Annotated in this window: 21 protein-coding genes and 1 tRNA gene; 14 read left to right on the top strand and 8 right to left on the bottom strand. The window is 70.1% G+C overall.

The window, feature by feature from the left end; all coding sequences use genetic code 11:
- Positions 1 to 8: 8 nt before the first annotated feature.
- Both ACFY5C_RS14105 and ACFY5C_RS14100 read right to left on the bottom strand, forming a co-directional pair.
- Entirely contained in the window at positions 9 to 1,472 is a 1,464-nt protein-coding gene (locus ACFY5C_RS14105; protein ID WP_389444103.1) for a sugar transferase, read from the bottom strand.
- Positions 1,469 to 2,608 carry a glycosyltransferase gene (locus ACFY5C_RS14100; protein ID WP_389444101.1) on the bottom strand — a complete coding sequence of 380 codons (1,140 nt, stop codon included), beginning with the start codon at positions 2,606 to 2,608 and terminating at the stop codon, positions 1,469 to 1,471. Before ACFY5C_RS14100 ends, ACFY5C_RS14105 begins: the two co-directional genes overlap by 4 nt.
- 320 nt (positions 2,609 to 2,928) lie before the next feature.
- Between ACFY5C_RS14100 and ACFY5C_RS14095 the strand changes: the two genes are divergently transcribed.
- Complete coding sequence (locus tag ACFY5C_RS14095; protein WP_362382700.1) at positions 2,929 to 3,237, top strand: hypothetical protein; 309 nt, start codon at positions 2,929 to 2,931, stop codon at positions 3,235 to 3,237.
- 318 nt (positions 3,238 to 3,555) lie between these two features.
- Here the strand turns inward: ACFY5C_RS14095 and ACFY5C_RS14090 are convergent, their stop codons facing one another.
- From ACFY5C_RS14090 to ACFY5C_RS14075, 4 genes are all read right to left on the bottom strand, one after another.
- Complete coding sequence (locus tag ACFY5C_RS14090; protein ID WP_369271149.1) at positions 3,556 to 3,876, bottom strand: hypothetical protein; 321 nt, start codon at positions 3,874 to 3,876, stop codon at positions 3,556 to 3,558.
- Positions 3,877 to 3,935: 59 nt separating this feature from the next.
- Complete coding sequence (locus ACFY5C_RS14085) at positions 3,936 to 4,256, bottom strand: hypothetical protein (RefSeq protein WP_383246161.1); 321 nt, start codon at positions 4,254 to 4,256, stop codon at positions 3,936 to 3,938.
- A 61-nt stretch (positions 4,257 to 4,317) separates the two neighbouring features.
- Positions 4,318 to 4,656, bottom strand: coding sequence for a hypothetical protein (locus tag ACFY5C_RS14080; protein WP_389444099.1), 339 nt, complete (start codon positions 4,654 to 4,656; stop codon positions 4,318 to 4,320).
- A 413-nt stretch (positions 4,657 to 5,069) separates the two neighbouring features.
- Positions 5,070 to 5,339 carry a hypothetical protein gene (locus tag ACFY5C_RS14075; RefSeq protein WP_389444097.1) on the bottom strand — a complete coding sequence of 90 codons (270 nt, stop codon included), beginning with the start codon at positions 5,337 to 5,339 and terminating at the stop codon, positions 5,070 to 5,072.
- A 413-nt stretch (positions 5,340 to 5,752) separates the two neighbouring features.
- Between ACFY5C_RS14075 and ACFY5C_RS14070 the strand changes: the two genes are divergently transcribed.
- The 5 genes from ACFY5C_RS14070 to ACFY5C_RS14050 all read left to right on the top strand — a co-directional run bounded on the left by ACFY5C_RS14070 (position 5,753) and on the right by ACFY5C_RS14050 (position 9,288).
- Positions 5,753 to 6,475 (top strand): beta-glucanase, encoded by a 723-nt coding sequence (locus ACFY5C_RS14070; RefSeq protein WP_389444095.1) that lies wholly within the window; start codon positions 5,753 to 5,755, stop codon positions 6,473 to 6,475.
- 146 nt (positions 6,476 to 6,621) lie between these two features.
- Positions 6,622 to 7,206: a vitamin K epoxide reductase family protein gene (locus ACFY5C_RS14065; protein ID WP_389444154.1), complete on the top strand. Its 585-nt coding sequence runs from the start codon at positions 6,622 to 6,624 to the stop codon at positions 7,204 to 7,206.
- Between the two features lie 90 nt (positions 7,207 to 7,296).
- Positions 7,297 to 7,794 carry a tyrosinase family oxidase copper chaperone gene (locus ACFY5C_RS14060; protein ID WP_389444093.1) on the top strand — a complete coding sequence of 166 codons (498 nt, stop codon included), beginning with the start codon at positions 7,297 to 7,299 and terminating at the stop codon, positions 7,792 to 7,794.
- Complete coding sequence (locus tag ACFY5C_RS14055; RefSeq protein ID WP_389444091.1) at positions 7,778 to 8,638, top strand: tyrosinase family protein; 861 nt, start codon at positions 7,778 to 7,780, stop codon at positions 8,636 to 8,638. Before ACFY5C_RS14060 ends, ACFY5C_RS14055 begins: the two co-directional genes overlap by 17 nt.
- Positions 8,639 to 8,697: 59 nt before the next feature.
- Positions 8,698 to 9,288: a DUF2087 domain-containing protein gene (locus ACFY5C_RS14050; protein ID WP_389444090.1), complete on the top strand. Its 591-nt coding sequence runs from the start codon at positions 8,698 to 8,700 to the stop codon at positions 9,286 to 9,288.
- A 13-nt stretch (positions 9,289 to 9,301) separates the two neighbouring features.
- On the opposite strand, the gene ACFY5C_RS14045 is transcribed toward ACFY5C_RS14050, so the two are convergent.
- Positions 9,302 to 10,261, bottom strand: coding sequence for a D-2-hydroxyacid dehydrogenase family protein (locus ACFY5C_RS14045; protein ID WP_389444088.1), 960 nt, complete (start codon positions 10,259 to 10,261; stop codon positions 9,302 to 9,304).
- A 161-nt stretch (positions 10,262 to 10,422) separates the two neighbouring features.
- Between ACFY5C_RS14045 and ACFY5C_RS14040 the strand changes: the two genes are divergently transcribed.
- The 5 genes from ACFY5C_RS14040 to ACFY5C_RS14020 all read left to right on the top strand — a co-directional run bounded on the left by ACFY5C_RS14040 (position 10,423) and on the right by ACFY5C_RS14020 (position 15,600).
- The gene (locus ACFY5C_RS14040; RefSeq protein WP_389444086.1) at positions 10,423 to 11,379 is read left to right on the top strand and encodes an NAD-dependent epimerase/dehydratase family protein; all 957 of its coding nucleotides are present in this window, start codon (positions 10,423 to 10,425) and stop codon (positions 11,377 to 11,379) included.
- An 18-nt stretch (positions 11,380 to 11,397) separates the two neighbouring features.
- A complete protein-coding gene (locus ACFY5C_RS14035; RefSeq protein WP_389444084.1) occupies positions 11,398 to 12,312 on the top strand; it encodes an SDR family NAD(P)-dependent oxidoreductase in 915 nt (304 codons plus the stop codon).
- Between the two features lie 86 nt (positions 12,313 to 12,398).
- Positions 12,399 to 13,238 (top strand): enoyl-CoA hydratase/isomerase family protein, encoded by an 840-nt coding sequence (locus ACFY5C_RS14030; protein ID WP_389444083.1) that lies wholly within the window; start codon positions 12,399 to 12,401, stop codon positions 13,236 to 13,238.
- Between the two features lie 430 nt (positions 13,239 to 13,668).
- On the top strand, positions 13,669 to 15,033 hold the full coding sequence (locus ACFY5C_RS14025) for a hypothetical protein (RefSeq protein WP_389444081.1): 1,365 nt from the start codon (positions 13,669 to 13,671) through the stop codon (positions 15,031 to 15,033).
- Between the two features lie 87 nt (positions 15,034 to 15,120).
- Complete coding sequence (locus ACFY5C_RS14020) at positions 15,121 to 15,600, top strand: hypothetical protein (RefSeq protein WP_389444080.1); 480 nt, start codon at positions 15,121 to 15,123, stop codon at positions 15,598 to 15,600.
- 1,054 nt (positions 15,601 to 16,654) lie between these two features.
- Here the strand turns inward: ACFY5C_RS14020 and ACFY5C_RS14015 are convergent.
- Positions 16,655 to 16,727, bottom strand: a tRNA-Arg gene (locus ACFY5C_RS14015).
- A gap of 323 nt (positions 16,728 to 17,050) precedes the next feature.
- On the opposite strand from ACFY5C_RS14015, the gene ACFY5C_RS14010 reads away from it, so the two are divergent.
- From ACFY5C_RS14010 to ACFY5C_RS14000, 3 genes are all read left to right on the top strand, one after another.
- Entirely contained in the window at positions 17,051 to 18,658 is a 1,608-nt protein-coding gene (locus tag ACFY5C_RS14010; RefSeq protein WP_389444079.1) for a dynamin family protein, read from the top strand.
- A 354-nt stretch (positions 18,659 to 19,012) separates the two neighbouring features.
- Positions 19,013 to 21,160, top strand: a complete 2,148-nt coding sequence (locus tag ACFY5C_RS14005; protein WP_389444152.1) for a GTPase — start codon at positions 19,013 to 19,015, stop codon at positions 21,158 to 21,160.
- Between the two features lie 275 nt (positions 21,161 to 21,435).
- Entirely contained in the window at positions 21,436 to 21,927 is a 492-nt protein-coding gene (locus tag ACFY5C_RS14000; RefSeq protein ID WP_389444078.1) for a single-stranded DNA-binding protein, read from the top strand.
- Positions 21,928 to 22,007 lie beyond the last annotated feature (80 nt).

Below are 22,007 nucleotides of genomic sequence, written 5' to 3'. Positions count from 1 at the left end.
ACCGGTGCTCAGCTCCCCGTCGGCCGGACGAACTGGGCCGCCGTGCGCAGCAGGATGCAGACGTCCTGCCACAGCGACCAGTTGTCGATGTAGGCGTTGTCGTAGCGGCACCGGTCCTCGATCGAGGTGTCCCCGCGCAGCCCGTGGATCTGCGCGAGCCCGGTGATGCCGGTCCGCATCCGGTGGCGGGCCGGATAGCCCGGATGGGCCTGGCTGAACTTGGCGACGAAGAAGGGCCGTTCGGGTCTCGGTCCGACCAGGCTCATGTCCCCGCGGAAGACGTTCCACAGCTGCAGCAGCTCGTCCAGCGAGGTGCGGCGCAGGAAGTGACAGAACGCGCTCATGTCCTGCTCGTTCGCCACGCTCCAGCGCGTCGCCGCCTCGTGGTCACTCGCGGGCCGGTGGGTGCGCAGTTTCAGCATCGTGAAGGGCCGCCCGTCCTTGCCGATCCGCTCCTGCCGGAACACCACGCCGGGTCCGTCCATCACCCGCAGCACCAGAGCGCAGACCAGCAGGACCGGACCGGCCAGCACGAGCAGCGCCCCCGACAGCACCACGTCGAGCACCCGCTTGCCCACGCTCCCGCGCCGCGGCCCGCCCCCCGGACCCAGCAACCTGCGCGAGAACCCGGCCAACTGCCCCGCCCCTTGGCGGTGTCCGCCGAGTCCGTACGACGCCGGGTCCGCGTCGAGCTCCCACAGCACGCAGCCGTACGCGGCCAGCGCCCGCAGCACGGCGGCCTTCTCCTCCCGGGTGCCGCCGCCCACCACGAGCACCTCCTCCACCCCGTTCTGGATCGCCGCCCGGCGCGCCTCCAGCGCCGTGGTGAGCACCGGCAGTCCGGGCTCGCCCTCGGCCGCGCCGAGGAACTCCAGGTCGTCGGCGACGAGGCCCACCGGCCGTACTCCGCAGTCGGGTTGGCGCAGCAGCGCGGCCGAGACCCGGCGGGCCGTCGCGACGGGGCCGACCACCAGGGCGGGGCGGGGCCGGCGCAGCAACGCCCGGCGCCGGAGCCCGTGCACCGCCGCCCGGCCCGCGCAGGCCGCCGCGCAGTGCACGACGACGGCGGTGACCAGCACGGCCGGCGCGAGCGAGCGCAGCGGGGAGAGCGCGACGACGGCCGCCCAGCCGACGGCGATCCGGCCACAGACGGCGGGCAGTTCGTCGAGCGCGCCGGGGACGACGAGGGTGTCGTACAGCGCGGCCCGCCGGTTCAGCACGACCACACCGAGGGCGAGCAGGGCGATGACCAGCGGGTACCTGTGGGATGCGGGCAGAACCATGGCCCCCAGCAGGACGCCGCCGCTGTCGACCAGGCACAGGGACACCAGGGATGTCCGGCGCGGACGACGGGCCTCCCGTCCGGCGGGGTTTCGGCGTCCGGCGGAAAAGCCGCGCGGGGCAAGGACGGTGACGGCGCCCTCGGGCGCCCGCTGCTGCCCCGGTGAGGCAACGGTGCTGTCCGCGGTCATGTGGTGATGCACTTCCTGCCCTCGTTGGGTCCGGCGACCTGCGCGGTGACGAGGTCGAGCAGCTCGCGGTAGACGTCGCTCACGGCGTCCGTGGCGTGCCGCAGATCGTGGCCGGCGAGCACATGCGCGCGGCCCTGGGCGCCCAGCTCCGCACGCAGCGGCTCGTCGAGCAGCAGCGCGGTGAGCGCCCGTGCCAGTGCGGCCGGGTCGTCCGGCGGCACCAGGCAGGACGGCAGATGGCCGGGCGGAAGGCTCTCGCCGGCTCCGTCCACGTCCGTGACGACGACCGGCCGGGCACACGCCATGGCCTCCAGCGGGGCGAGCGCCATGCCCTCCCAGCGCGACGGCAGGACCACGACGTCGGCGGCCCGGTACCACAGCGCGGTGTCGGTCGTCGTGCCGGCGAACTCCACCGACGCGGGCGCACCGGCACGCAGCCGGTCCGCGTCCGGTCCGTCGCCCACCAGCACCAGCCGCGCGCCCCTCACCCGCCGCACCACCTCGGGCCAGGCGGCCAGGAGCACGTCCTGACCCTTCTGGCGGCACAGCCGGCCCACGCACACGACCAGCGGGCCGGCCCCGGACCGTGCGCTGTCTCCCTCCGGCCGGAACCTGTCGGTGTCGACACCGTTGGGGACCACCCGCCACGGTGCGGTGATGCCGGCCCGCACCCCGGTGCGCCGCTCGGCCTCGCTCACACACAGCACGCGTGCCGCCCAACGCGCCCCGAACCGCTCCCAGTCCAGCGCCACGCGCGCGACGAGTCCCTCCGCGGCCTCGAACGACCAGGCGTGCGGCTGGAATACGGTCGGCAGGGCACCGCGTACCGCGAGCCGGGCCGCGAGCCCTGCCTTCGCGCTGTGCGCGTGCACCAGGTCGGGCCGCACCTCGCGGCACAGCCGCGCCAACTGCCGTACCTCGGCCGGGAGTCGGTACCCCGGCGAGCGGGTCGCGTCCCAGCGGAGCACCGTGCAGCCCAGCGCGCGCAGGGTGTCGGTCAGGGTGCCGCCCCGCGGACAGACCACGGTCACCCGAAGTCCCGTGGTCAGTTGAGCCGCCACCAGGTCCGTCACGACCCGCGCGACACCGCCCTCGACGGGCTGGGCCACATGCAGGATGTGCGGCGTAATGCGCATGACCGAGGCTGCCCTTCCGAGGAAAAGAGTCCGAACCAGCGACACGACGTGTGGCTTACTGGACCAAAGGGACGAGCAACACCAGCCACTTATCCATACTTATCTGAGAAGTGGTCAAGTGTGTTGGAATGATGACGTTTTCGGAGTTGTTTCTCGCGGGGGATCACCCATTCGGACCCGCTGTGGTTGCGCAGCGGCCGCCGATCGGTCTTCTCGTATGAGTTCCCGGAAGTTGGCGGCGGCAGAGTTTCCAGAGCGGCGTAGCGGTCGTTAGCCCAGGAGAACGCGAGTTACCGAAGATGATTTTCCGGGAAAGGAACATGATGAAGAACCTGAAGGCTGCTGCCGTCGTCGTCGGCTCCCTCGCCATCGCCGGGGCCACCGTGCCCGCAGCCTCCGCGGTGAACATGCCGGCGTCGGGCCTCGTCGACAACGGGAAGACGGTCGCCCGCAGCCTCCCCTCGGCCGCCAAGGTGCCGACGGGCTACGTGGGGAACAACGTGAAGCGCACGGCGGACAACGTGAAGAAGGGCATGAAGTCGCAGGGTGTCGTGAAGACCCCCGTCATCGGCGGTGCCCTGCCGAACCCCGTCGACGGCCAGCTGCTCGGTGGACTTCCGCTCCGGTAGGCATCAGGTAGACCATTCGTTCCTTATGCCGAAGGGCCGGCTCCGAACTCGGAGCCGGCCCTTCGGCATGTACGCGGGAATGCAGTTGTTGGGCCAAACGGACGATTCAGGGTGACCGGGGGCGGCGCAACTCCGTTGGACCAATTGAATGGGCGCGCTTTCCTCCTTGCCGGCGCTCCTTGACTGTGGGCCCTGTCTGCACGCTGACGCAGGCAGGGCCCACGGTGTTGGACCAGGGTTTTCTGGACCGGAAAGGGTGCGGGCAAGCCGATGGCGGCCCGCCGGCATACCGGCGGGCCGCCATGGGTGAAGCGCTGATCAGAACAGGAAGCCGCCGACGTGCGCGGAGTTGCGGGCCTGCTCGACCTTGCCGGTGTTGCAGCCGACGTACTTCGAGTTCGGCGCGATCGTGGCGGCGAGGACGGCGCCGTTCGACCACGGGGCGATGCAGCGACCGTCGATCAGGGTGCCGTTGACGATGGCAAGACCCTGCTGCGGGTCGTTGACGACGACCGGGGACGACGAGAAGCCGCTACCGCCCTTGACGGTGGTGGTGTCAGTGTCGGCCGCCGCAGTGCCGCCGGTCGCGAGGACGATGCCCGCGGCGATGGCGGAAATGGCCGTAACCTTGTTACGCATGATTGAGCCTTTCCGGGCTGCGTTGAGGATTACCTGCTGCGAATGGTTCGCGGCAGGGGTCAGAACAGCAGGCCGCCGTTGTGGATCTCGTTGCGGCCCTGCTTGATGTCGCCGGTGTTGCAGCCGACGTACTTCGAGTTCGGCGCGAGGGTTGCGGCGAGGACGGCTCCGTTGGACCACGGCACGGCGCAGCGAGCGTCGACGAGGGTGCCATTGACGATGAGCACGCCCTGCTGGGGCGCGTTGACGACGACCGGGGACGACGAGAAGCCGCTGCCGCCCTTGACCGTGGTGGTGTTGCTGTCGGCCGCGGCGGTGCCGCCGGTCGCGAGAGCGATGCCCGCGGCGAGGGCGGAAATGGCCGTAACCTTGTTAAGCATGAGCTGAGCCTTTCCGGGCTGCGCTTGGTGTTTACCTGCTGCGAATTGCTCGGAGCAGGGGTCAGAACAGCAGGCCGCCCTTGTGGACGGAGTTGCGGGCCTGCTCGATCTCGCCGGTGTTGCAGCCGACGTACTTCGAGTTCGGCGCGATCGTGGCGGCGAGGACGGCTCCGTTGGACCACGGCACAGCGCAGCGAAGGTCGACGACGGTGCCGTTGGCGATGAGAACGCCTTGCTGGGGCTCGTTCACGACGACCGGGGACGACGAGAAACCGCTACCGCCCTTGACGGTGGTGGTGTCGCCGCCGCTGCTCGGGTAGCCGCCGGCAGAGGCAATGCCGGCGCTGCCGACGACGGTGCTGAGGGCGAGGGCCGTGATGACCGCGAACTTCTTGGGCAACTTGGTTCCTTCCTGAATTCACGGTTGCGCACGCTTACGAAAAGGAAACCCGTATATGCACGCATAAGTCACGGTGGGAACATTCAAACGCGGCTAGATTCCATCGGATGGCGCAATGCCGGGTGCCCGCCGGTGGCCCCGGCTTTAGCTGTATTCCCGTTTTCCGAATGGCGCCGCCGGAAGGAGCACCGGCATGCGTCCGGCCCACCGGCAGGGTGTGGGCCGGTGGGCCGGGACGCTTGGTTCGCGTGTGCCAGGGGGCTTGCGGGCCCGCCGGGTGCGGAGATGGAGCTGCGGTCCGGACTGAGTGTCCGGGCTGCCGAAGGCCTCCGGCTGTCGAGAACCGGATCAGAGTCTCAGAATTCCGGGGCCGGCTTTCGCCGGTACGGCCGACTCGTACGGTTGCCGGGTCGTCACTTTTTGGGGAGCAAGGTGCCGAGACCGGAGGCGGTCGGGGCCTGCAGCGGGCGGACCTGGACGGTGCCGCTTCCGGCCGGGTTCTTCACTGGAATAGTGGGCCGCTTGGCGGCGTCCGGGTCCATACCGTCCAGGTATACGCCGGACATGCCACCCGAGTTCTTCTTGTCGAATGCGGTGCCCTTGGCGATCCCGCCGTCCCTGGCCAGTCGCGCCACGGTGTCGGCCGCCGGCACCACCGCCGGCGTCACCTTGGTCGGGGACATGAGACCGAGCGGCCCGGCAGGGCTTCCCGATCCTCCGGCGGCCACCGCCGCGGCGGCCGAGCCACCCACAAGACCCGCACCGATGGCCAAAGCCGCAGTGGTGAAAACTGCCTTCTTCATCATTCACCTCGCTTGAAAGTACCTCTGATCCGACGGTTGGAGAACATAGCAGTCCAACAGCCCTGCAAAAGCGACGCGTTACTCCATACGCATGAAAGTCGGTGGAGTGAAGAATGGAATGTGCAACGGGTTTCGGATGGATTGCCATCTGGTCGGCGAATCAATTCATCGTATGGTGAGCACGGCCCGGTTGAGCCGCCTGCGCGATCAAAAAGATGAATTTCGGAATTGTCGAGCGGAACCTTCGTCGAGCCGGTCCGGTCCGGGACACCGCGCGGCCTACCCTCGCCGCCATGACCACCGACAGCGACGTTTTCACGCCGGCCGCGGCCCTTGGCAGGTCGCTCATCTGGGCGGAGGAATTCACCTCTCCGGTCGCCTGGGGCGCCAGATGGACCGGCGACAGATCGAGCGCCTACCGCTACTGCGATCACAACCCCGACGACAACAAGCTGGACTGGCTCACCCCCGGTGCCGTGACCGTCTCGAACGGCGTGGCCACGTTCACCGCCACGCCGGCCGACCGCACCCTGGAGAACGGCCGACAGGCCTGGCACACCGGCCTGCTCACCACCGAGTACTCCGCCGAGGGGTTCCGGGTGCGGGCCGGGGACTACATGGAGACCCGCGTCAGACTGCCCTGCGGGACCGGAGCCTGGCCGGCGCTGTGGACCTGGCGGGACGGCGGGAACGAGGTCGACTGCTTCGAGTACCACTCGGACAACCCGCATCTTCTGGAGCTGTCCAATCACGTCAACCACGCCTCGATGTACTTCACCGACGTGGACGCGATCGGCCCGGGCAGATGGGTGACCGTGGGCACCGCCTTCGGCGCGCACTGCGTCGAGTGGTACGTCAACGGCGACCGCGTCTTCTGCGACGGCACCGGCGTCGGCCCCGGCTGGTCGGCCTATCCGATCCTCAACCTGTCGCTGTGCGCCGGCCAGTACCACGCGGCCCCGTGCGACCCGGCCCCGATCACCTTCGACGCCGACTACCTCCGCGTCTACCGCTGACCACATCCACAGGCGGCCCGCGTCCCTCGTTCGGGCGGACGGTCCCCGGAGCTGTCGGCCGGTCGGGTGAGCGGGCGCCGGAACGCTGCGCGAGCCGTCGATAAGGTCGCGCGGTGGCCCCTGACTCAAGCGCCTCTGCGCGGCCGATGCGCCGGACCGCCGGCGGCAGCCGGGCGTTCGCCCTGCTGCTGGTGCTCTGCGGGGCGGCCGGGCTGCTGGCGTCGTGGGTCATCACCCTCGACAAGTTCAAGCTGCTGGAGGACCCGGACTTCGTCCCCGGCTGCAGCCTGAACCCCGTCCTCTCCTGCGGCAGCGTGATGGAGAGCGACCAGGCCGAGGCCTTCGGGTTCCCCAACCCGATGCTGGGCCTGGCGGCCTACGCCGTCGTGATCTGCGTCGGCGTCAGCCTGCTGGCCGGGGCGGCCTTCCCGCGCTGGTACTGGCTGACCTTCGGGGCCGGCTGTCTCTTCGGGGTCGGGTTCGTCTCCTGGCTGCAGTTCGAGTCCCTGTACCGGATCAACGCCCTGTGCCTGTGGTGCTGTCTGGCCTGGCTCGCGACGATCCCGCTGTTCTGGTACGTGACGTCCTTCACCGTGCGCAACGGCTTCCTGCCCGCGCCGGGGCCGGTGAGGACCTTCTTCGCCGAGTTCACCTGGGTGCTTCCGGTGCTGCACATCGGCATCGTCGGAATGCTGATCCTGACCCGCTGGTGGGACTTCTGGACGAGCTGACCATTGCACCGTACGGGCGCTTCGGCGGTGACCGCGGAGCGACCTGCGCGGTTACTCGTACGAACAGCCGAACCGTACGAGGAGTGAGCGATGGCCGTCAGTGCAGACGGGGTCTCGGTGGGTGCGGTGCAGGGGGCGGGCACCGCGGTGGGCAGCGGGCCGGAGCGGCGGACACGGCGGGAGTTGGGGCGGCTGCTGTTCGCCTCCGCCGCTGTGGCACTCGCCCCGGTCGTCACCGCCTCCCGGCCCTCCCGGTCCGCGGAGCGACCTCCGGACACCGGCACCGCCTTCGACGAGACCTACCGCGGCCGCCGTATCAAGGGCGTCCCCATGTCGCTCGGCGGCCTCACCGCCCTGGACGTCGCCTGGCACGTCACCGTGGACGGCCGGCCGCTGCACCTGATGCGCCGTGCCGACGGCACCTGGCTGAGCATGGTCGACCACTACGGCTGGTACCGGACCCCGCTGGAGGCAACCCGCGCGGCCGTCGACGAACTCGGGTCCGGCGGGCGACTGCGTGACCTCGCTCCCGGGCCGTTCGGTGGTGGGCATCCGCACAGGGAGGCGCAGCATGGCGTACGTGCGTAAGAACGTGACCAAGCTGACGCGGACCGAGCGGCGGCGGTTCGTCGAGGCGTTGCTGGAGATCAAACGGCGCGGCGAGTACGACGAGTTCGTACGGCTGCACATCGCGCACTTCGTCGGGGACGGCCACCGGGGTCTGCGCGCCGCTCACATGGCGCCCTCCTTCCTGCCCTGGCACCGCAGGTTCGTGCTGGACCTGGAGAACGCGCTGCGGCGTGTCGACTCCTCGGTGACCGTGCCGTACTGGGACTGGACCCGGGACCGGAAGACCACCTCGCTGCCGTGGACCGACGAACTGCTCGGCGGCAACGGGCGGCCAGGGGACCGGCAGGTGATGACCGGGCCGTTCGCCTACCGGACGGGTAACTGGACCATCCGGGCGAGCGTCACCGACGGCGACTTCCTCACCCGGGACCTGGGCCGCTCCCGCAACCCGATGGCCCTGCCCACCAGGGCCGACCTTAAGCAGGCTCTCGACGACCCCGTCTACGACGTCCCGCCATGGGACTCCACGGTCACCAAGGGCTTTCGCAACAAGCTGGAGGGGTGGGGCAGCGGCAGGGACTCCTGGCGCAACCACAACCGGGTGCATCGCTGGGTCGGGGGCGCGATGCTCGGCGGCGCGTCCGTCAACGATCCCGTCTTCTGGCTGCACCACGCCTTCGTGGACATGCAGTGGCAGCGCTGGCAGCGGCGCCACCGCAAACACCGCTATCTGCCGGCGAAGCCGCCCGGCCGGGGCAGCGGGCAGTACCGCCGGATCGTCGCCCGGGACGAACGGCTGCCACCCTGGGACGTGACTCCGGACGAGCTGGAGGACGTGTCCAAGATCTACCGGTACGCCTGACGCCCCGGCCCGCCGGATAATCGCTCGGCCCCGCGGCCGGTGGCCGCTAGCCTCCGGACATGGGAACCGATCCGACGGAACAACTGGTCCGGCTGTTCGCCGAGGAGACCCGGGTACGCGCCTTCGCCGCCGTGGCGCTGGGCGCACGGAGCACCGAGCAGGTCGCCCTGGCGGCAGGGCTGTCCGCGAAAGAGACGGCCGGGTCGCTGCGGCGGCTGCGGGAGCAGGGCGTGGTGACGGCCGGCGACGACGGGGAACTGGTCGTGGCGTACGGCCTGTTCAAGGAGTACACGCGGGCGGCGGCGCAGCGGGAGAACAGCCACGGGGACGCCCCGGGCCCCGCCTCCGGCGACGGGCGCACGGACATGGTCCTGCGGACCTTCGTCCGGGACGGGCGGCTGCTACGGCTGCCGGCGCGGTGGACCCGCAAGAAGCTGGTGCTGCGGCACATCGCCGAGCAGACCTTCGAGCCGGGCGTCGAGTACCCGGAGCGGACCGTGAACGAGAAGCTGCGCGCCTGGTGCGAGGACAGCGACGACATCGACCATGTGACGCTCCGGCGCTACCTGGTCGACCTGCATCATCTGCACCGGAGCGAGGGTGTCTACCGGCGCCCGGCCGAGCAGCCCCCGGCGGCCGGCATCGCCTGACCGACCGCGGCCGTCAGGGCAGCCGTCGTACCGGTGACCCCGCCAGGTACGCCTGGATGTCCTCGACCGCATGGCCGTAGTACGTCGCGTAGTTGGCCTGCGAGACATAGCCCAGGTGGGGTGTGGCGAGCAGGCGGGGCGCGGTGCGCATCGGGTGGCCGGCGGGGAGGGGCTCGGTGTCGAAGACGTCGACGCCGGCGCCGGCGATGCGGCCCTCGTGCAGGGCGCCGAGCAGGGCGTCCTGGTCGACGATCGCCGCGCGTGAGGTGTTGATCAGGTACGCCGTGGGCTTGAGCAGGGCGATCTCGGCGGGGCCGAGCAGACCGCGGGTGCGGTCGCTCAGGGCGAGGTGGACGGAGACGAAGTCACTGTCGGCGAGCAGGGCCTCCTTGGAGGGGGCCAGGTGGACGCCGACCTCGTCCGCGTACTCCTTGGTGAGGTTCTGGCTCCACGCGCTGACGTGCATCCCGAAGGCGAGGCCGACCTGGGCCACCCGGCTGCCGATCTTCCCCAGACCGAGCACGCCGAGCCGGCTGCCGTGCAGGTCGGCGCCGACGGTGTGCTGCCAGGGGCCGCCCGAGCGCAGGGTGTTGCTCTCCTGGACGAGGCCGCGGGCGAGGCCCAGCAGCAGGGCCCAGGTGAGTTCGACCGGGGGCGTGGAGGAGCTCGCCGTACCGCACACGGTGACACCGTGCGCCTCGGCGGCGGCGTAGTCGATGACCGTGTTGCGCATGCCGGAGGCGATCAGCAGCTTCAGCCGGGGGAGCCGGGCGATCAGGGACGCGGGGAAGGGGACGCGTTCGCGCAGGGTGACCACGATGTCGAAGTCGGCGAGGGCCTCGGCCAGGGCGTCCTCGCCGGGGAAGTGAGTCGTGAACTGGACGACCTCCACGTCGTCCGCGAGCGGCGACCAGTCGGCGACTTCGGTCGCGACGTTCTGGAAGTCGTCGAGCACAGCACAGCGCAGCCGCACGGTGGTTCCTCTCCATGACCCGGGCACCGACTGGATCGACTCTACGACGCGTGGCGCGAGGGCGGATTGACCAGCCGCGGGTCCGTCCCCGACCGTTGATCACGCGTGCGATCCGTCATTCTTCGTTCGTTCGTCCGTAGTCCGTCAGGGAGGGGCCCACCTTGTCACCACGCATCCTCGTCACCGGAGGCAGCGGCTTCATCGGAGGTCATGTCGTCACTGCCCTCCGGGAGTCGCAGCGCCACACGCCGGCCCCGGTCCGGCTCATGCTGCGCGATCCGAGGAGCCTGCCACCGGGCGGTGATCTCGCCGACGGTGCCCCCGCGACGGACGTCGTAGGGGCCGACCTGGCCGATCCGCCGTCGCTGCGTGGTGTCTGCGACGGCGTCGACGTCGTACTGCACTGCGCGTCCCACATAGGCGACGACGTACGACTCACCGAGGCCGTCAACGACCACGGCACCCGCGCCCTCGTCGAGGAGGCCACGCGCGCCGGTGTCGCCCGAGTCGTCTACGTCAGTACGGCCGCCGTGTACGGCCGGGGGCCCTTCACCGACGCGCCGGCGGGCGGGTTGCCGCCGGCACCGGCCTCGCCGACCAGCCGTGCCCGTGCCGCCGCCGAACGGTATGTGCTGGACGCGGGCGGCGTCGTACTGCGCCCGCACCTTGTGCTCGGCGCCGGCGACCGATGGGTGGTGCCCGGCCTGGTCGGTCTGATGGGGCTGCTGTCGGCAGGCCTGAAGGGGGGCGCCGCACGGCACTCGGTCGTCGACGTACGGGCGTTGGGGCGCGCGGTGGCCGCCGCCGGCCTGTCGGACCGGGACCTGGCCGGCATTCACCACGTCAACCACCCGGAGCCGGTGGCCTGTTCGGAACTGCTCGGCACGGTGGCCGACCTCCTCGCTCCGCACCTGCCCGGCGCACCCGTCGGCATCGACGAGGCGCGGGTTCGGCTCGGCGGGCAGCCGCGCGCGCTGCACCACCTCGACATGCTCGCGGTGGACCACTGGTTCGCGGACGACGGTTTCTGGGCGGGCGCAGGGGTGGACCCGGGGGTGGGTTTCGCGCAGGGCATGGCGGAACACACGTCGTGGTACCGGCGGTTCCTGGACCGCTGAGGGGCAGGGCAGGTCTTCGTGGACAGCAGAAGCACATTGACGGGCAAGATCGCACTGGTCACCGGGGCCGGCCGGGGCATCGGCAGAGCCATCGCCGGGCGGCTCGCCCATGACGGGGCGCTGGTCGGCGTCCATTACGGGCGCAGTGAGGGCGCCGCCCTGGAACTCGTCGAGGAGATACGGCAGAACGGCGGGCGCGCCTTCGCGCTCGGGGCCGAGCTGGGGGTGCCGGGTGACGCCGGGGCGGTCTTCGAGGCCTTCGACGCGGGGTTGCGCAAGGAGTGGGAGGAGTACGGGGGGTACGGCGAGTGGGAGGAGGCGGACCGCGTGGAAGCGGGCGGGGTGGAGGCGGGCCGGGAGGAGGCGGGCCGGGAGGAGGCGGAGTGGAAGGGGGCGGAGTGGAAGGGGGGCGCATCGGCGCCGGCCGCCGAAGGCTCGCTCGACATCCTGGTGAACAACGCCGGCACGAGCGGTTCGGGGCCGGTGAGTCAGGCCACTCCCGAGATCTTCGACCGCATGATCGCCGTCAACGCCAAGGCGCCGTTCTTCCTCGTGCAGAACGCGCTGCCGCGGATGCGTGCGGGCGGGCGCATCATCAACGTCTCCTCGCTCGCCTCACAGCGTGCCTTCCCCGAGTCCCTCGCGTACGCGATGTCCAAGGGCGCGCTGGACACGATGACGCTGGGTCTGGCCAAGGAACTCGGGGGCCGCGGGATCACCGTCAACACGGTCGGGCCCGGGTTCGTCGAGACGGACATGAACGCCCGCCGCAGGACGACGCCCGAGGCACGGGCCACCCTGGCCGCACGGTCCGTCTTCGGCCGGATCGGCCGGCCTGCCGACGTGGCGGACGTGGTGGCGTTCCTCGCCTCCGACGCCGCTCGCTGGATCACCGGCCAGTACCTCGACGTCAGCGGCGGCACGGATCTGTGACGGCGTAGACCGTAATAGCCCGATATGTTGTGATCCGCTGTGGGTCACCAGGGCAGGGTGAGCGAGGACCGGACGAGGAGATCGGGATGACGGCGTCCTACGAGACCATCAACACCAGGCTGGACGGCAACGTCCTGTCCGCCACGTTCCACGCACCGCCGCTGAACCTCATCGGTCCCGAGGTCGTGCGGGACCTGGTCGCACTCCTCGACGAGCTGTCCCACCCCAGCGCGCCCCGCGTGGTGGTCTTCGACAGCGCGGACGCCGACTTCTTCTTCCCGCACGTCGACCTGACGAAAGTCGCCGAGTACACCGCTGAGGCCGCGAAGGCCGGAGGCCCCGGCGACGCGTCCCTCGGAATGCTGTTCCGCAGGCTGAGCCGGCTCCCGGCCGTCACCATCGGCAAGCTGCGCGGCCGGGCGCGGGGAGCGGGCAGTGAGTTCCTCCTGGCTTGCGACATGTGCTTCGCCGCACGGGAGAACGCCATCCTCAGCCAGCCCGAGGTGGGAATCGGAACGCCCCCGGGCGCGGGCGCGATCCAGCACCTCACCCGTTTGCTGGGCCGGGGCCGAGCACTCGAAGCCGTCCTGACCTCATCGGACTTCGACGCCGACCTCGCCGAACGCTACGGATGGGTCAACCGTGCAGTCCCCGACGCCGAACTCGACGAGTTCGTGGCAGGCATCGCCACGCGGATCGGCGGCTTCCCCCGCGACGCCCTGATCGCCGCCAAGTCGGCCATCAACGCCATCAGCCTGCCCACTCCCGCCGAAGTGCGCGCGGACGCCGCGCTGTTCCAGCAACTCGTCCGAGGCGAGAAAGCAACACAGCGTACGGCTGAGCTCTTCGAGCAGGGCCTCCAGTCCCGGGGCCCCACGGAGCTCGGCCTTGGGGAGGCGTTGGGCAACTTGAGGGCGGCCGACTGAGACGGGTATTGGATGAACAGTTCCAACTCGTCGTCCGACAACCGCTCGTCGTGCCTCTCGTTTCGCATGAGGTCCCGATTTGAGCCGACGGGCAAAGGGGAAGTGGCCGGATAACGCTCCGGACCGGTGGGTTCCGGTACGGCCGAACGGTCCCGGACCCACCTCGCGACCTTTTGTTGGTGCCTGCATTGGCGGACTGATCAGGCGCGACTGTCGGACAGGCGTATGGCAAGAATTGAGTCAGTGTCAGGAGTCAAGTTACGTGGCGGCAAGAAACTTCATTGATTCATGTGTTCGAGCCTTCTATGGTTTGCCCCGGCGATCACCAACGCCTCAGCGCACACGATGACCACGTGTGCGCGTACGCATCCACAGCAGTTGTCGGGGGCTCCGTGCAACCGCTGTGGGCGCTCACTTCATGGGGGATTCAATGAGTTTCAGATCTGTCATACTGCCTGCCCTGGCAGCCGCCGCAATGCTCGTCCCAGCGGCGGTTCCTGCGGTAGCCACGCAGGCGCCCGCCTCACCTGACACAGTCGACCTGACTCTGGAACAGGTCGACGAAGACGTCATCGCCGACTCTCTGCGGATGCGCCGCGAACTCGGGTTCGAGGCCACTGAGAGCAAGCTGGCTGCCATCTTGAACACCAAAGCGGCCTCCACAGGTTCCGCGGACGGGGGAACGCAGGCACTCGTCAACGAATGGGGCTTCATCGGAACAGCCGCCGAGGCAGCGGAGATGGAGCGCCGCGACGCGCTGATATCCGCAGTCGAGCCGACAGTTCAGAAGTTCGCTCAGCAGGACAACTACGGCGGCCACTTCCTCGACAACAAGAACGGCGGGCGCCTGGTCGTGCAGTTCGCCGGCGCTTTGCCACCGAAGGAGACTCAGGACACGCTGGCGGCGGAGACCGTCGCGTCGGGCAGCTCAAGCGAAGACGTCGAGTTCCGCGTCGTCCAGCACTCGTCGGCGGAACTCACCGACGCCATGGAGGCCGTGTGGGCGTGGGCCACGGCGGCTGACAACGCCGAGTTGCCTGTAGTGGCCGTCGAGGAGGACGTCGCGACCAACCGGCTCAAGGTGGTCCTCCGTCCGGGCACTGCACCGGACGGCGTCCGGTCGGTCCTGGACCGGCTGGACATTCCCGCGAACATTGCAGAAGGGGACGGGGGCGACGAGGCGTGCTCCTCCCGCAACAAGTGTGACTCGCCGCGGCGTGGCGGCGTGGGCATCAGCAGGACGGGCGGGGCGTGCACCGTCGGCTGGGTGGTCAACCGTAACGGTAAGCGTGGGGCGGTGACCGCCGGGCACTGCTGGCGCGGCACCAACAGCGGCGCGGTCAAGTCGGGCAGCGGGACCTATGGGTCCCTGACGGGCATCAACGCCCTCAAGGCCGGCACGCATGCCGACATGCGCTTCATCTCCATTCCCAGCAATTCCAAGACGTGGCTGTACCAGAAAGCCTCGAACAAGGCCCGGGTCGTCAAGAAGTCCTCTCTGGGCTCCATCGGATCCGCGGCCTGCCTGTTCGGCCGCAACTCCGAGAACCCGCGCTGCGGGACGATCTCCTCCACCAACGCAAGTCACACGAGCAGCACGTGCAACTGCGTTGTCTATGGGCAGTCCGCGGCGTCCTACTCAAGCGCCGCCGGCGACAGCGGCGGTGCCGTCGCCAGCAGCACCAAGGGTGACGTCGCACGAGGCGTGCACGCCGGAGCGTACGGCGGTAAGAAGCACTACAGTGACATCGGGTATACGTCCACGTACAACATGGGCAAGCTCGCCACCGGATAGTACGCCGAGGCCTCGGAGTGCCTGCCTTGTTGTCCGTCCGACGGCGACCTGTCCGTCGACGGGCAACAAGGCTCCACACGGAACAGGATGCTGACTGTGAAAGTACGATTCTTGCTGGCCCCCCTAGCCATGGCGTGCCTGGTGGCGTGTTCGTCCGCATCAAGCGCCGAGAACGGCAAGGAGTGCCGTGACTGGCCCAGCTTTGCCACTCCGAAAGATGCACTTGAGCAAGCGGACTACGTCGTCACTGCAGACGTTGTCAAAAGGGTCGGAAACGAGACGGTCTTCGGCACCGAAGCACACGTCTATTCGGTCAGCACAGACGGGCTTCCTGTCCTGAAGGGCGACGACGTGGGGCACACCGACCTCAAGGTCATATCCACTCCTCAGCGGTGTTCAGGCGGCGACCCTTACCCGGACGGCGACCCGCTCAGTGAGAAAAAGCGGGTCATCCTCTTCCTCACGCAAGAGGATTCAAAGGGCCATTGGCGCACGATCACACCGGACCAAGGCGTACTGCCGACGAGCGGGAGCGATGGCACTCTCCCCGAGGACTGGTTGGCGTAGCCCGGTCGCACCTCAGCAACCACCGAGCCTGCTCGCTCCCACCGTTCGAGGCGGACCGAGCAGGCTCGGTGCTGTGGAGGCCTGGACTCGAATCTGCGGCCCGGCGCTTCCATGCCATCTCATGTTTGGATCGGTGGCCGTCGGGCCGTGGTCTCGATCGTGGAGCGGCTGGTGCCGGACGACGCGAGGCTGATCCTGCACTGGCGTCCGGTGTTGCCGCGGCCGTTCGGTTTGCTCTGCGTGAGGGCTGGACTCCGACAACTCCAGACTCTGCATCCACCTCGACCAGTCCGCCGGCTTCACGCCTTCGCACTGAACAGAGCTGAAAATTCGATGGGGTCTGTACCTCAGCCGACGACAGTCGGCCATGACGGCGGGTTGGTCGACCGAGCAGGCGCGCGTGTGCCTCGCTGCACCCTCACCGGCCTCCGCCACGCCACCGTCGGAGGTTGATCAACCACCGTAGCGACTGCGCAGATCGTCGGTGATCCTCGACATCAGCCCTGTCGCGCCTTGTGGTTGCATCTCCGCCAGCGAGCATCCTGTCTGGGGGTCGTAGGCAGTCAGCCCCGTTTCCCTCTCGACGATGGCTCGTGCTCCGGCTCTGAATCGGGCGCGTGGTCGGCGTAGCGACTTTGGGGTGGCGCTGCTTTGGCGCGAGTGATCACGGCCCCGTAAGCTTCCGGCGCCAACGGCTCAACGTGGGGATAGCGCCCGCTCAGGTGGCCGAGTGGGCCGGAACAGCGTGCCGGTACTCCGCGCCACGTACGCCCGCTGTGTCGAGGGGCAACTTTCTGATTTGAAGAAGCGCCTCGAAGCAGCCGGAGGCCTCCCCGAGCTGCCCGACGCTGATTGATCTTCGGCTGGGAGCTTCGACACGTTAGACACAGCCACCCGCGAAAACCCGGTGACAGCCGCACAGCCGCACAGCCGCACAGCCGGACGGCCCCGGATCCTGCCCTTGATCATCAAGAGGGCGCCCGCGGCTCGTCGCGTCGGCAGGAAGGCACCCTGACCAGCAAAAACGCCCTCCCGAAGGAGGGCGGAGACTGGGCGCCCCCGGCAGGACTCGAACCTGCGGCCAAGCGCTTAGAAGGCGCCTGCTCTATCCACTGAGCTACGGGGGCCGGTTGTGGTGGCCTCGGTCGTGGTGCGCCCGGGTGTGGGCTGATCCGTGACGTTGCCGGGGACAAGGATAGGGCTCCCGCGTCCGTGTCCCTGTTGCTTCGCCTCCGTGGCTCGATGTGGAGGTTCGGTGAAGCGGTCCTGATAATCGCAGGCAGGTACGAATCGTGCACCGCTTTTGGCCTCTCGCGCCCCGGGTGTTGTGCACTCGTTATGCCTGGACTATGCCTGTGTCCCAGTCGTCCCTTCCATCCCTTGTGTCCCGTCGGCGCGCAGACGTGCGCATATGCTTCAGAATTCCCCTAAAATTGGGCATTCTTCGCATGTGGTGACCTTGGACGTACGGCCTCAGCTGCTCGACGCACTTTCCGCCCTGCGCGACCGTGTCGCGGCCGCACGCTTTCCGCTGCCCCTGGCGGGGGCGCCACGCGCGCGTGCCAACCGCGACGAACTGCTCGCACAGCTCGACGACTATTTGGTGCCCCGCCTGAGAGAGCCCGAAGCGCCGTTGCTTGCCGTGGTGGGCGGATCCACCGGGGCCGGCAAGTCGACGCTCGTCAACTCGATCGTGGGCCGGCGCGTGACCGAGGCGGGAGTGCTGCGGCCAACCACGCGCAATCCCGTGCTGGTCTGTCATCCGGACGACCATCACTGGTTCAGCGGGGTGAGGGTGCTGCCCGACCTAGCGCGCGTGTGGATGCCCGAGCAGGATCCGGCGGAGGAGCTGATGGCGCCGAGTGAGGACTCCGCGCGCGTGCTGCGGCTCGAGACCGCCGACACGCTGCCGCCCGGGCTCGCCCTCCTCGACGCGCCCGACATCGACTCCCTGATCGCGGACAACCGTGTCCTGGCGGCCCAACTGATCTGCGCGGCCGACATCTGGGTGATGGTCACGACGGCCGCCCGGTACGCCGACGCCGTCCCCTGGCACCTGCTGCGCACCGCCAAGGAGTACGACGCCACCCTGGTGACCGTTCTGGACAGGGTTCCGCATCAGGTCGTCTCCGAAGTGTCCCGGCAGTACGGGGCGCTCCTCACCAAGGCCGGCCTCGGCCACGTCCCCCGCTTCACCGTGCCCGAGCTGCCCGAGTCGGCCTGGGGCGGCGGGCTGCTGCCGGCCACGGCGGTGGCGCCGCTGCGCACCTGGCTCAGCCAGCAGGCCCAGGACCCGGGGGCACGGGAACACGCCATCATCCGGACGGCCAACGGCCTGCTCGACTCGCTCAAGGTCCGCATGCCCGAGCTGGCGAACGCCGCCGCCGCCCAGTACGCGGCAGCACTACGGCTCACCAGCGCCGTGGACAGCGCGTACGACAGTGAGTACGCGCGCGTGCGGAGCCGGCTGCAGGCCGGTGCCGTGCTCGCCGGTGACGCGCTGAAGCGCTGGCGCGCCTTCCCGCTCGACTGCTCCGCCAGCGAGCTGCTCGAGTCGCTGGTGGAGAGCCTGAGCACCCTTCTGCTGTGTGCCGTCACCGCGGCCGACGAGCGCGTCGACGACGCCTGGCAGCGTGAACCGGCCGCCGCGGCCCCCGAACTGACGGGCCGCGACCCACGGTCGGCGAGCGTCGAACACCGCATCGGGATGGCCGTACGGCGCTGGCGCAGAGAGCTCGAGGAGTACGCGGAGGACGAGGTGAGCGTCCTCGACCGCAGCGTCGCCCCCGATTCCGAGGTCGTCACCGCCCTCGTGGCCACCGCCCTGCTGGGCGGACGCCGGGCACGGTCGGCGGGGGAGGGGCTGGCCGAGCGGATCGGTGCGCACGGCGCGCTGAGGCTGCGCGATCGGGCCGGGCGGCTGCTCACCGAGCACCTGGACCGGGTCATGCACAACGAACGCGAGCGGCGGCTCGCCCCGCTCGACGCCCTGGAGGTCCATCCGGAACCCCAGGCCGAACTCATCGCCGCGCTGTCCGTACTGCAGAAGGAGAGGTGACCGGTGACTGCCGTCACTGACCAGGACCACACGGAACACGCCGATCAGCAGGAGGACGGCGCCGCGAGGAACGCCGTGCGCGAGAACAACACCCCGGTGAAGGGCCCGTCGGAGGGCGCTGCCGGGAACCGCCTCCCCGTGGAGGGCGATCACGCGGCGGAAACGCCCGGCGAGGGTGAGGGTTCCGCAGCCGTCGAGGAGCCGGAGAACCGAAGCATGCTCTGGAGGAAGCTCGCTAAGTGGGATGGCCGGGCGGACGACGGCCACGCGCGCGTGGAGGACCTGACGGACAGTGACACGCCCGCGCGCGAGGGGGGCCTCGACTCCGGCGGCCGTGAGGATGGTGAGGCACAGATGCGGGTGAGTGTCCCCGAGCCCGGTGGGCGTAAGGACGTTGACGCGCACGCGCGTGGAGGCGCTCCCGATTCCGGCGGCCGTAAGGAGAGCGGCCGTAAGGAAAGCGTTACGCCCGCGCGTGAGGAGGCCTCCGACTCCGGCGGCCGTGAGGGCGGTGTCGCGCCCGCGCGTGAGGGGAGCCGTGACACCGGGGGCCGCAGGGGAGACGGTGACACACCCGCGCATAACGGTGCTTCGGACCCGGGCAGCCGTAAGGGCGGTGGAACCTCCCGACGCACGGATTCCTCCACACGCACAGAACCAGCGTCCCGTACGGAGTCCTCGTCCCGTACGGAGTCCTCCGCACGCACGGATCCCGCCCCTCGTACGGATTCCGCCTCTCGGGTGGACTCCTCGCGTACGGACTCCGCACGCACCGACTCCTCCTCCGGTACGGAATCCGCGACCCCCTGGGACGACGGGCTGATCGCAAGGCGGGTGAATGAGAGCGCCGGTCCGGAACAACCCGCCGTCGTGGAACCTCGCGCGTCCGGGGCGCAGGTCGTGACGCCGCTGGCGTACGACGGGGCGTTGCGGTCCCGGCTCGACGCGCTGCGTGAACTCGTCGGGCTCTCGCGCACCCGGCTCGACAACAAGACGCTCTCCGAGGCGGGCCGGGTGCTCGACGAGGCGGCGGCGCGGCGCAGGCTCTCCGGGCAGCACACCGTCGTCGCCATCGCGGGCGCCACCGGCAGCGGCAAGTCGCAACTGTTCAACGCGCTCGCCGGGGTGACCATCTCGGAGACGGGCGTGCGACGGCCGACGACCGCCTCGCCCCTCGCCTGCAGTTGGAGCGACGGCGCGGTCGGCCTCATCGAGCGGCTCGGCATCCCGCCGCGGCTGCGGCGGCGTCCCGCGCAGAACGCGGCCGCGGACGGGCAGCTGCGCGGGCTCGTCCTGGTCGACCTGCCCGACCACGACTCGGCCGCGGTGCAGCACCGCGAGCAGGTCGACCGAGTACTGGCACTCGTCGACGCGGTCATCTGGGTGGTCGACCCCGAGAAGTACGCCGACGCGGTCCTGCACGAGCGCTATCTGCGGCCCATGGCGGGTCACGCCGAGATCATGTTCGTCGTCCTCAACCAGATCGACCGGCTGCCCGGGGAGGCCACCGACCAGGTCCTCGACGACCTGCGGAGGCTGCTCGACGAGGACGGCATCGCGCTGGGCGAGCACGGCGAACCGGGTGCCATCGTGCTCGCGCTGTCCGCGCTCACCGGGGAGGGCGTGGGCGAACTGCGTGAGGCGCTCGGCCAGTTCGTGGCGGAACGCGGGTCGGCGGCGCGACGGATCTCGGCCGACGTGGACGCCGCCGGGTGGCGGCTGCGGCCTGTCTACGCCGCGCGGCGGCGGACGGGGCTCAGCGAGGAGGCGCGGGACGAGTTCTCCGCCCGGCTCGCGGACGCGATCGGCGCCACGGCCGCCGGCGAGGCCGCCGAGCGGGCGTGGCTGCGCAACGCCAACCGCGCGTGCGGAACGCCCTGGCTGCGGCTGTGGCGCTGGTACCAGGACCGGGGCGAGCCCTCGACGGGACGCCTGTCCGTGCGGATCCAGACGGACGAGGAGGCCACCGCGCGGCAGCGCGTCGAACAGGCGGTGCGTACGGTCGCCGACCGGGCGTCGGCCGGGCTGCCCACGCCGTGGGCGCAGGCGGTGCGCGAGTCGGCCGTACGGGGCGCTCAGGGGCTGCCCGAGGCGCTGGACGAGCTGGCCGCACGGGCCGGACTGCCGCCCGGGCGGCCGCCGCGGCCGGGGTGGTGGCCTGCGGCCGTACTGGTGCAGGCGTCCATGACGATCCTTCAGGTCATCGGCGGACTCTGGCTGGTGGGGCAGATCGTCGGGGTGATGGCGCCCAACCTGGGCGTGCCGGTGCTGCTGATGACGGCCGGAATCGTCGGCGGCCCGTTCGTCGAGTGGGGCTGCCGGATGGCGGCCCGGGGGCCAGCACGGCGGTACGGCCTGGAGGCGGAACGGCGGTTGCGGGAGGCGGCGGCCGGGTGCGGGCGGGCCCGGGTACTGGATCCGGTGGCCTCGGAGCTGCTGCGCTACCGGGAGGTCCGGGAGCAGTACGGGCGGGTGATGGGGGTGGGGTCCGCAGGGAAATGACCTGAGCGGCGACGACTGCGGTCGGGCCGGGGGGGGGAGGCGTACTCGGACGGGTGCCGCGAGCCCCGCGGGCCTCCGCGTGGCCCGGCGGTCACCCGTTCGGGTGGCGGAGTTGTCCACAGGCGCGCGGTGATCCACAGGGCTCAGCGGGCTCGGCCCGACGGAGGCAGTCTGGCTTCGCGGCGATCGCGAAGGTCGGTCGGACGCAGCCGTACGGGACGGGCCCGTACGCGTATCCGCCCGGCGGGAGAGGCCGGGCAAGGGGAGGGATCGAGATGAACGAGACGATCATCTGCGCGGTGGGCAACGTGGCGACACAGCCGGTGTACCGGGAGCTGACGACGGGACCGTCCGCGCGCTTCCGGCTGGCCGTGACCTCGCGCTACCTGGACCGCGGGAAGAACGAGTGGACCGACGGGCACACCAACTTCTTCACTGTGTGGGCCAATCGCCAGCTCGCGACGAACGCCGCCGGGTCGTTGAACGTGGGCGACCCCGTCGTGGTGCAGGGACGGCTGAAGGTGCGCTCGGACGTACGCGAGGGGCAGAGCTGGACCTCGGCCGACATCGACGCGACGGCCATCGGACACGACCTCGCTCGCGGTACGTCGGCCTTCCGGCGCACCCTCAGGCCGGAGGCCGGGGCCACAGCCTCAGCCGCTGCTTCCGCATCAGCACCAGCATCCGCGCTGCCCGAGCCCGAGTGGGAGACACCACCCGCCGACGCAGACTCCCAACACGCCCAGGAGCCAGTGGCAGTGACGTGACGTCAGTCACCTGAAGTGGCTGACCGAAGTGCGGCTTATCGGCGAATGCGTTCCGAACGACCCCGGTGGATTTGTCGATA

This window comes from Streptomyces sp. NPDC012935, assembly GCF_042900345.1.
Lineage (GTDB): Bacteria > Actinomycetota > Actinomycetes > Streptomycetales > Streptomycetaceae > Streptomyces.
This window is presented reverse-complemented; position numbering and strand designations above follow the sequence as displayed.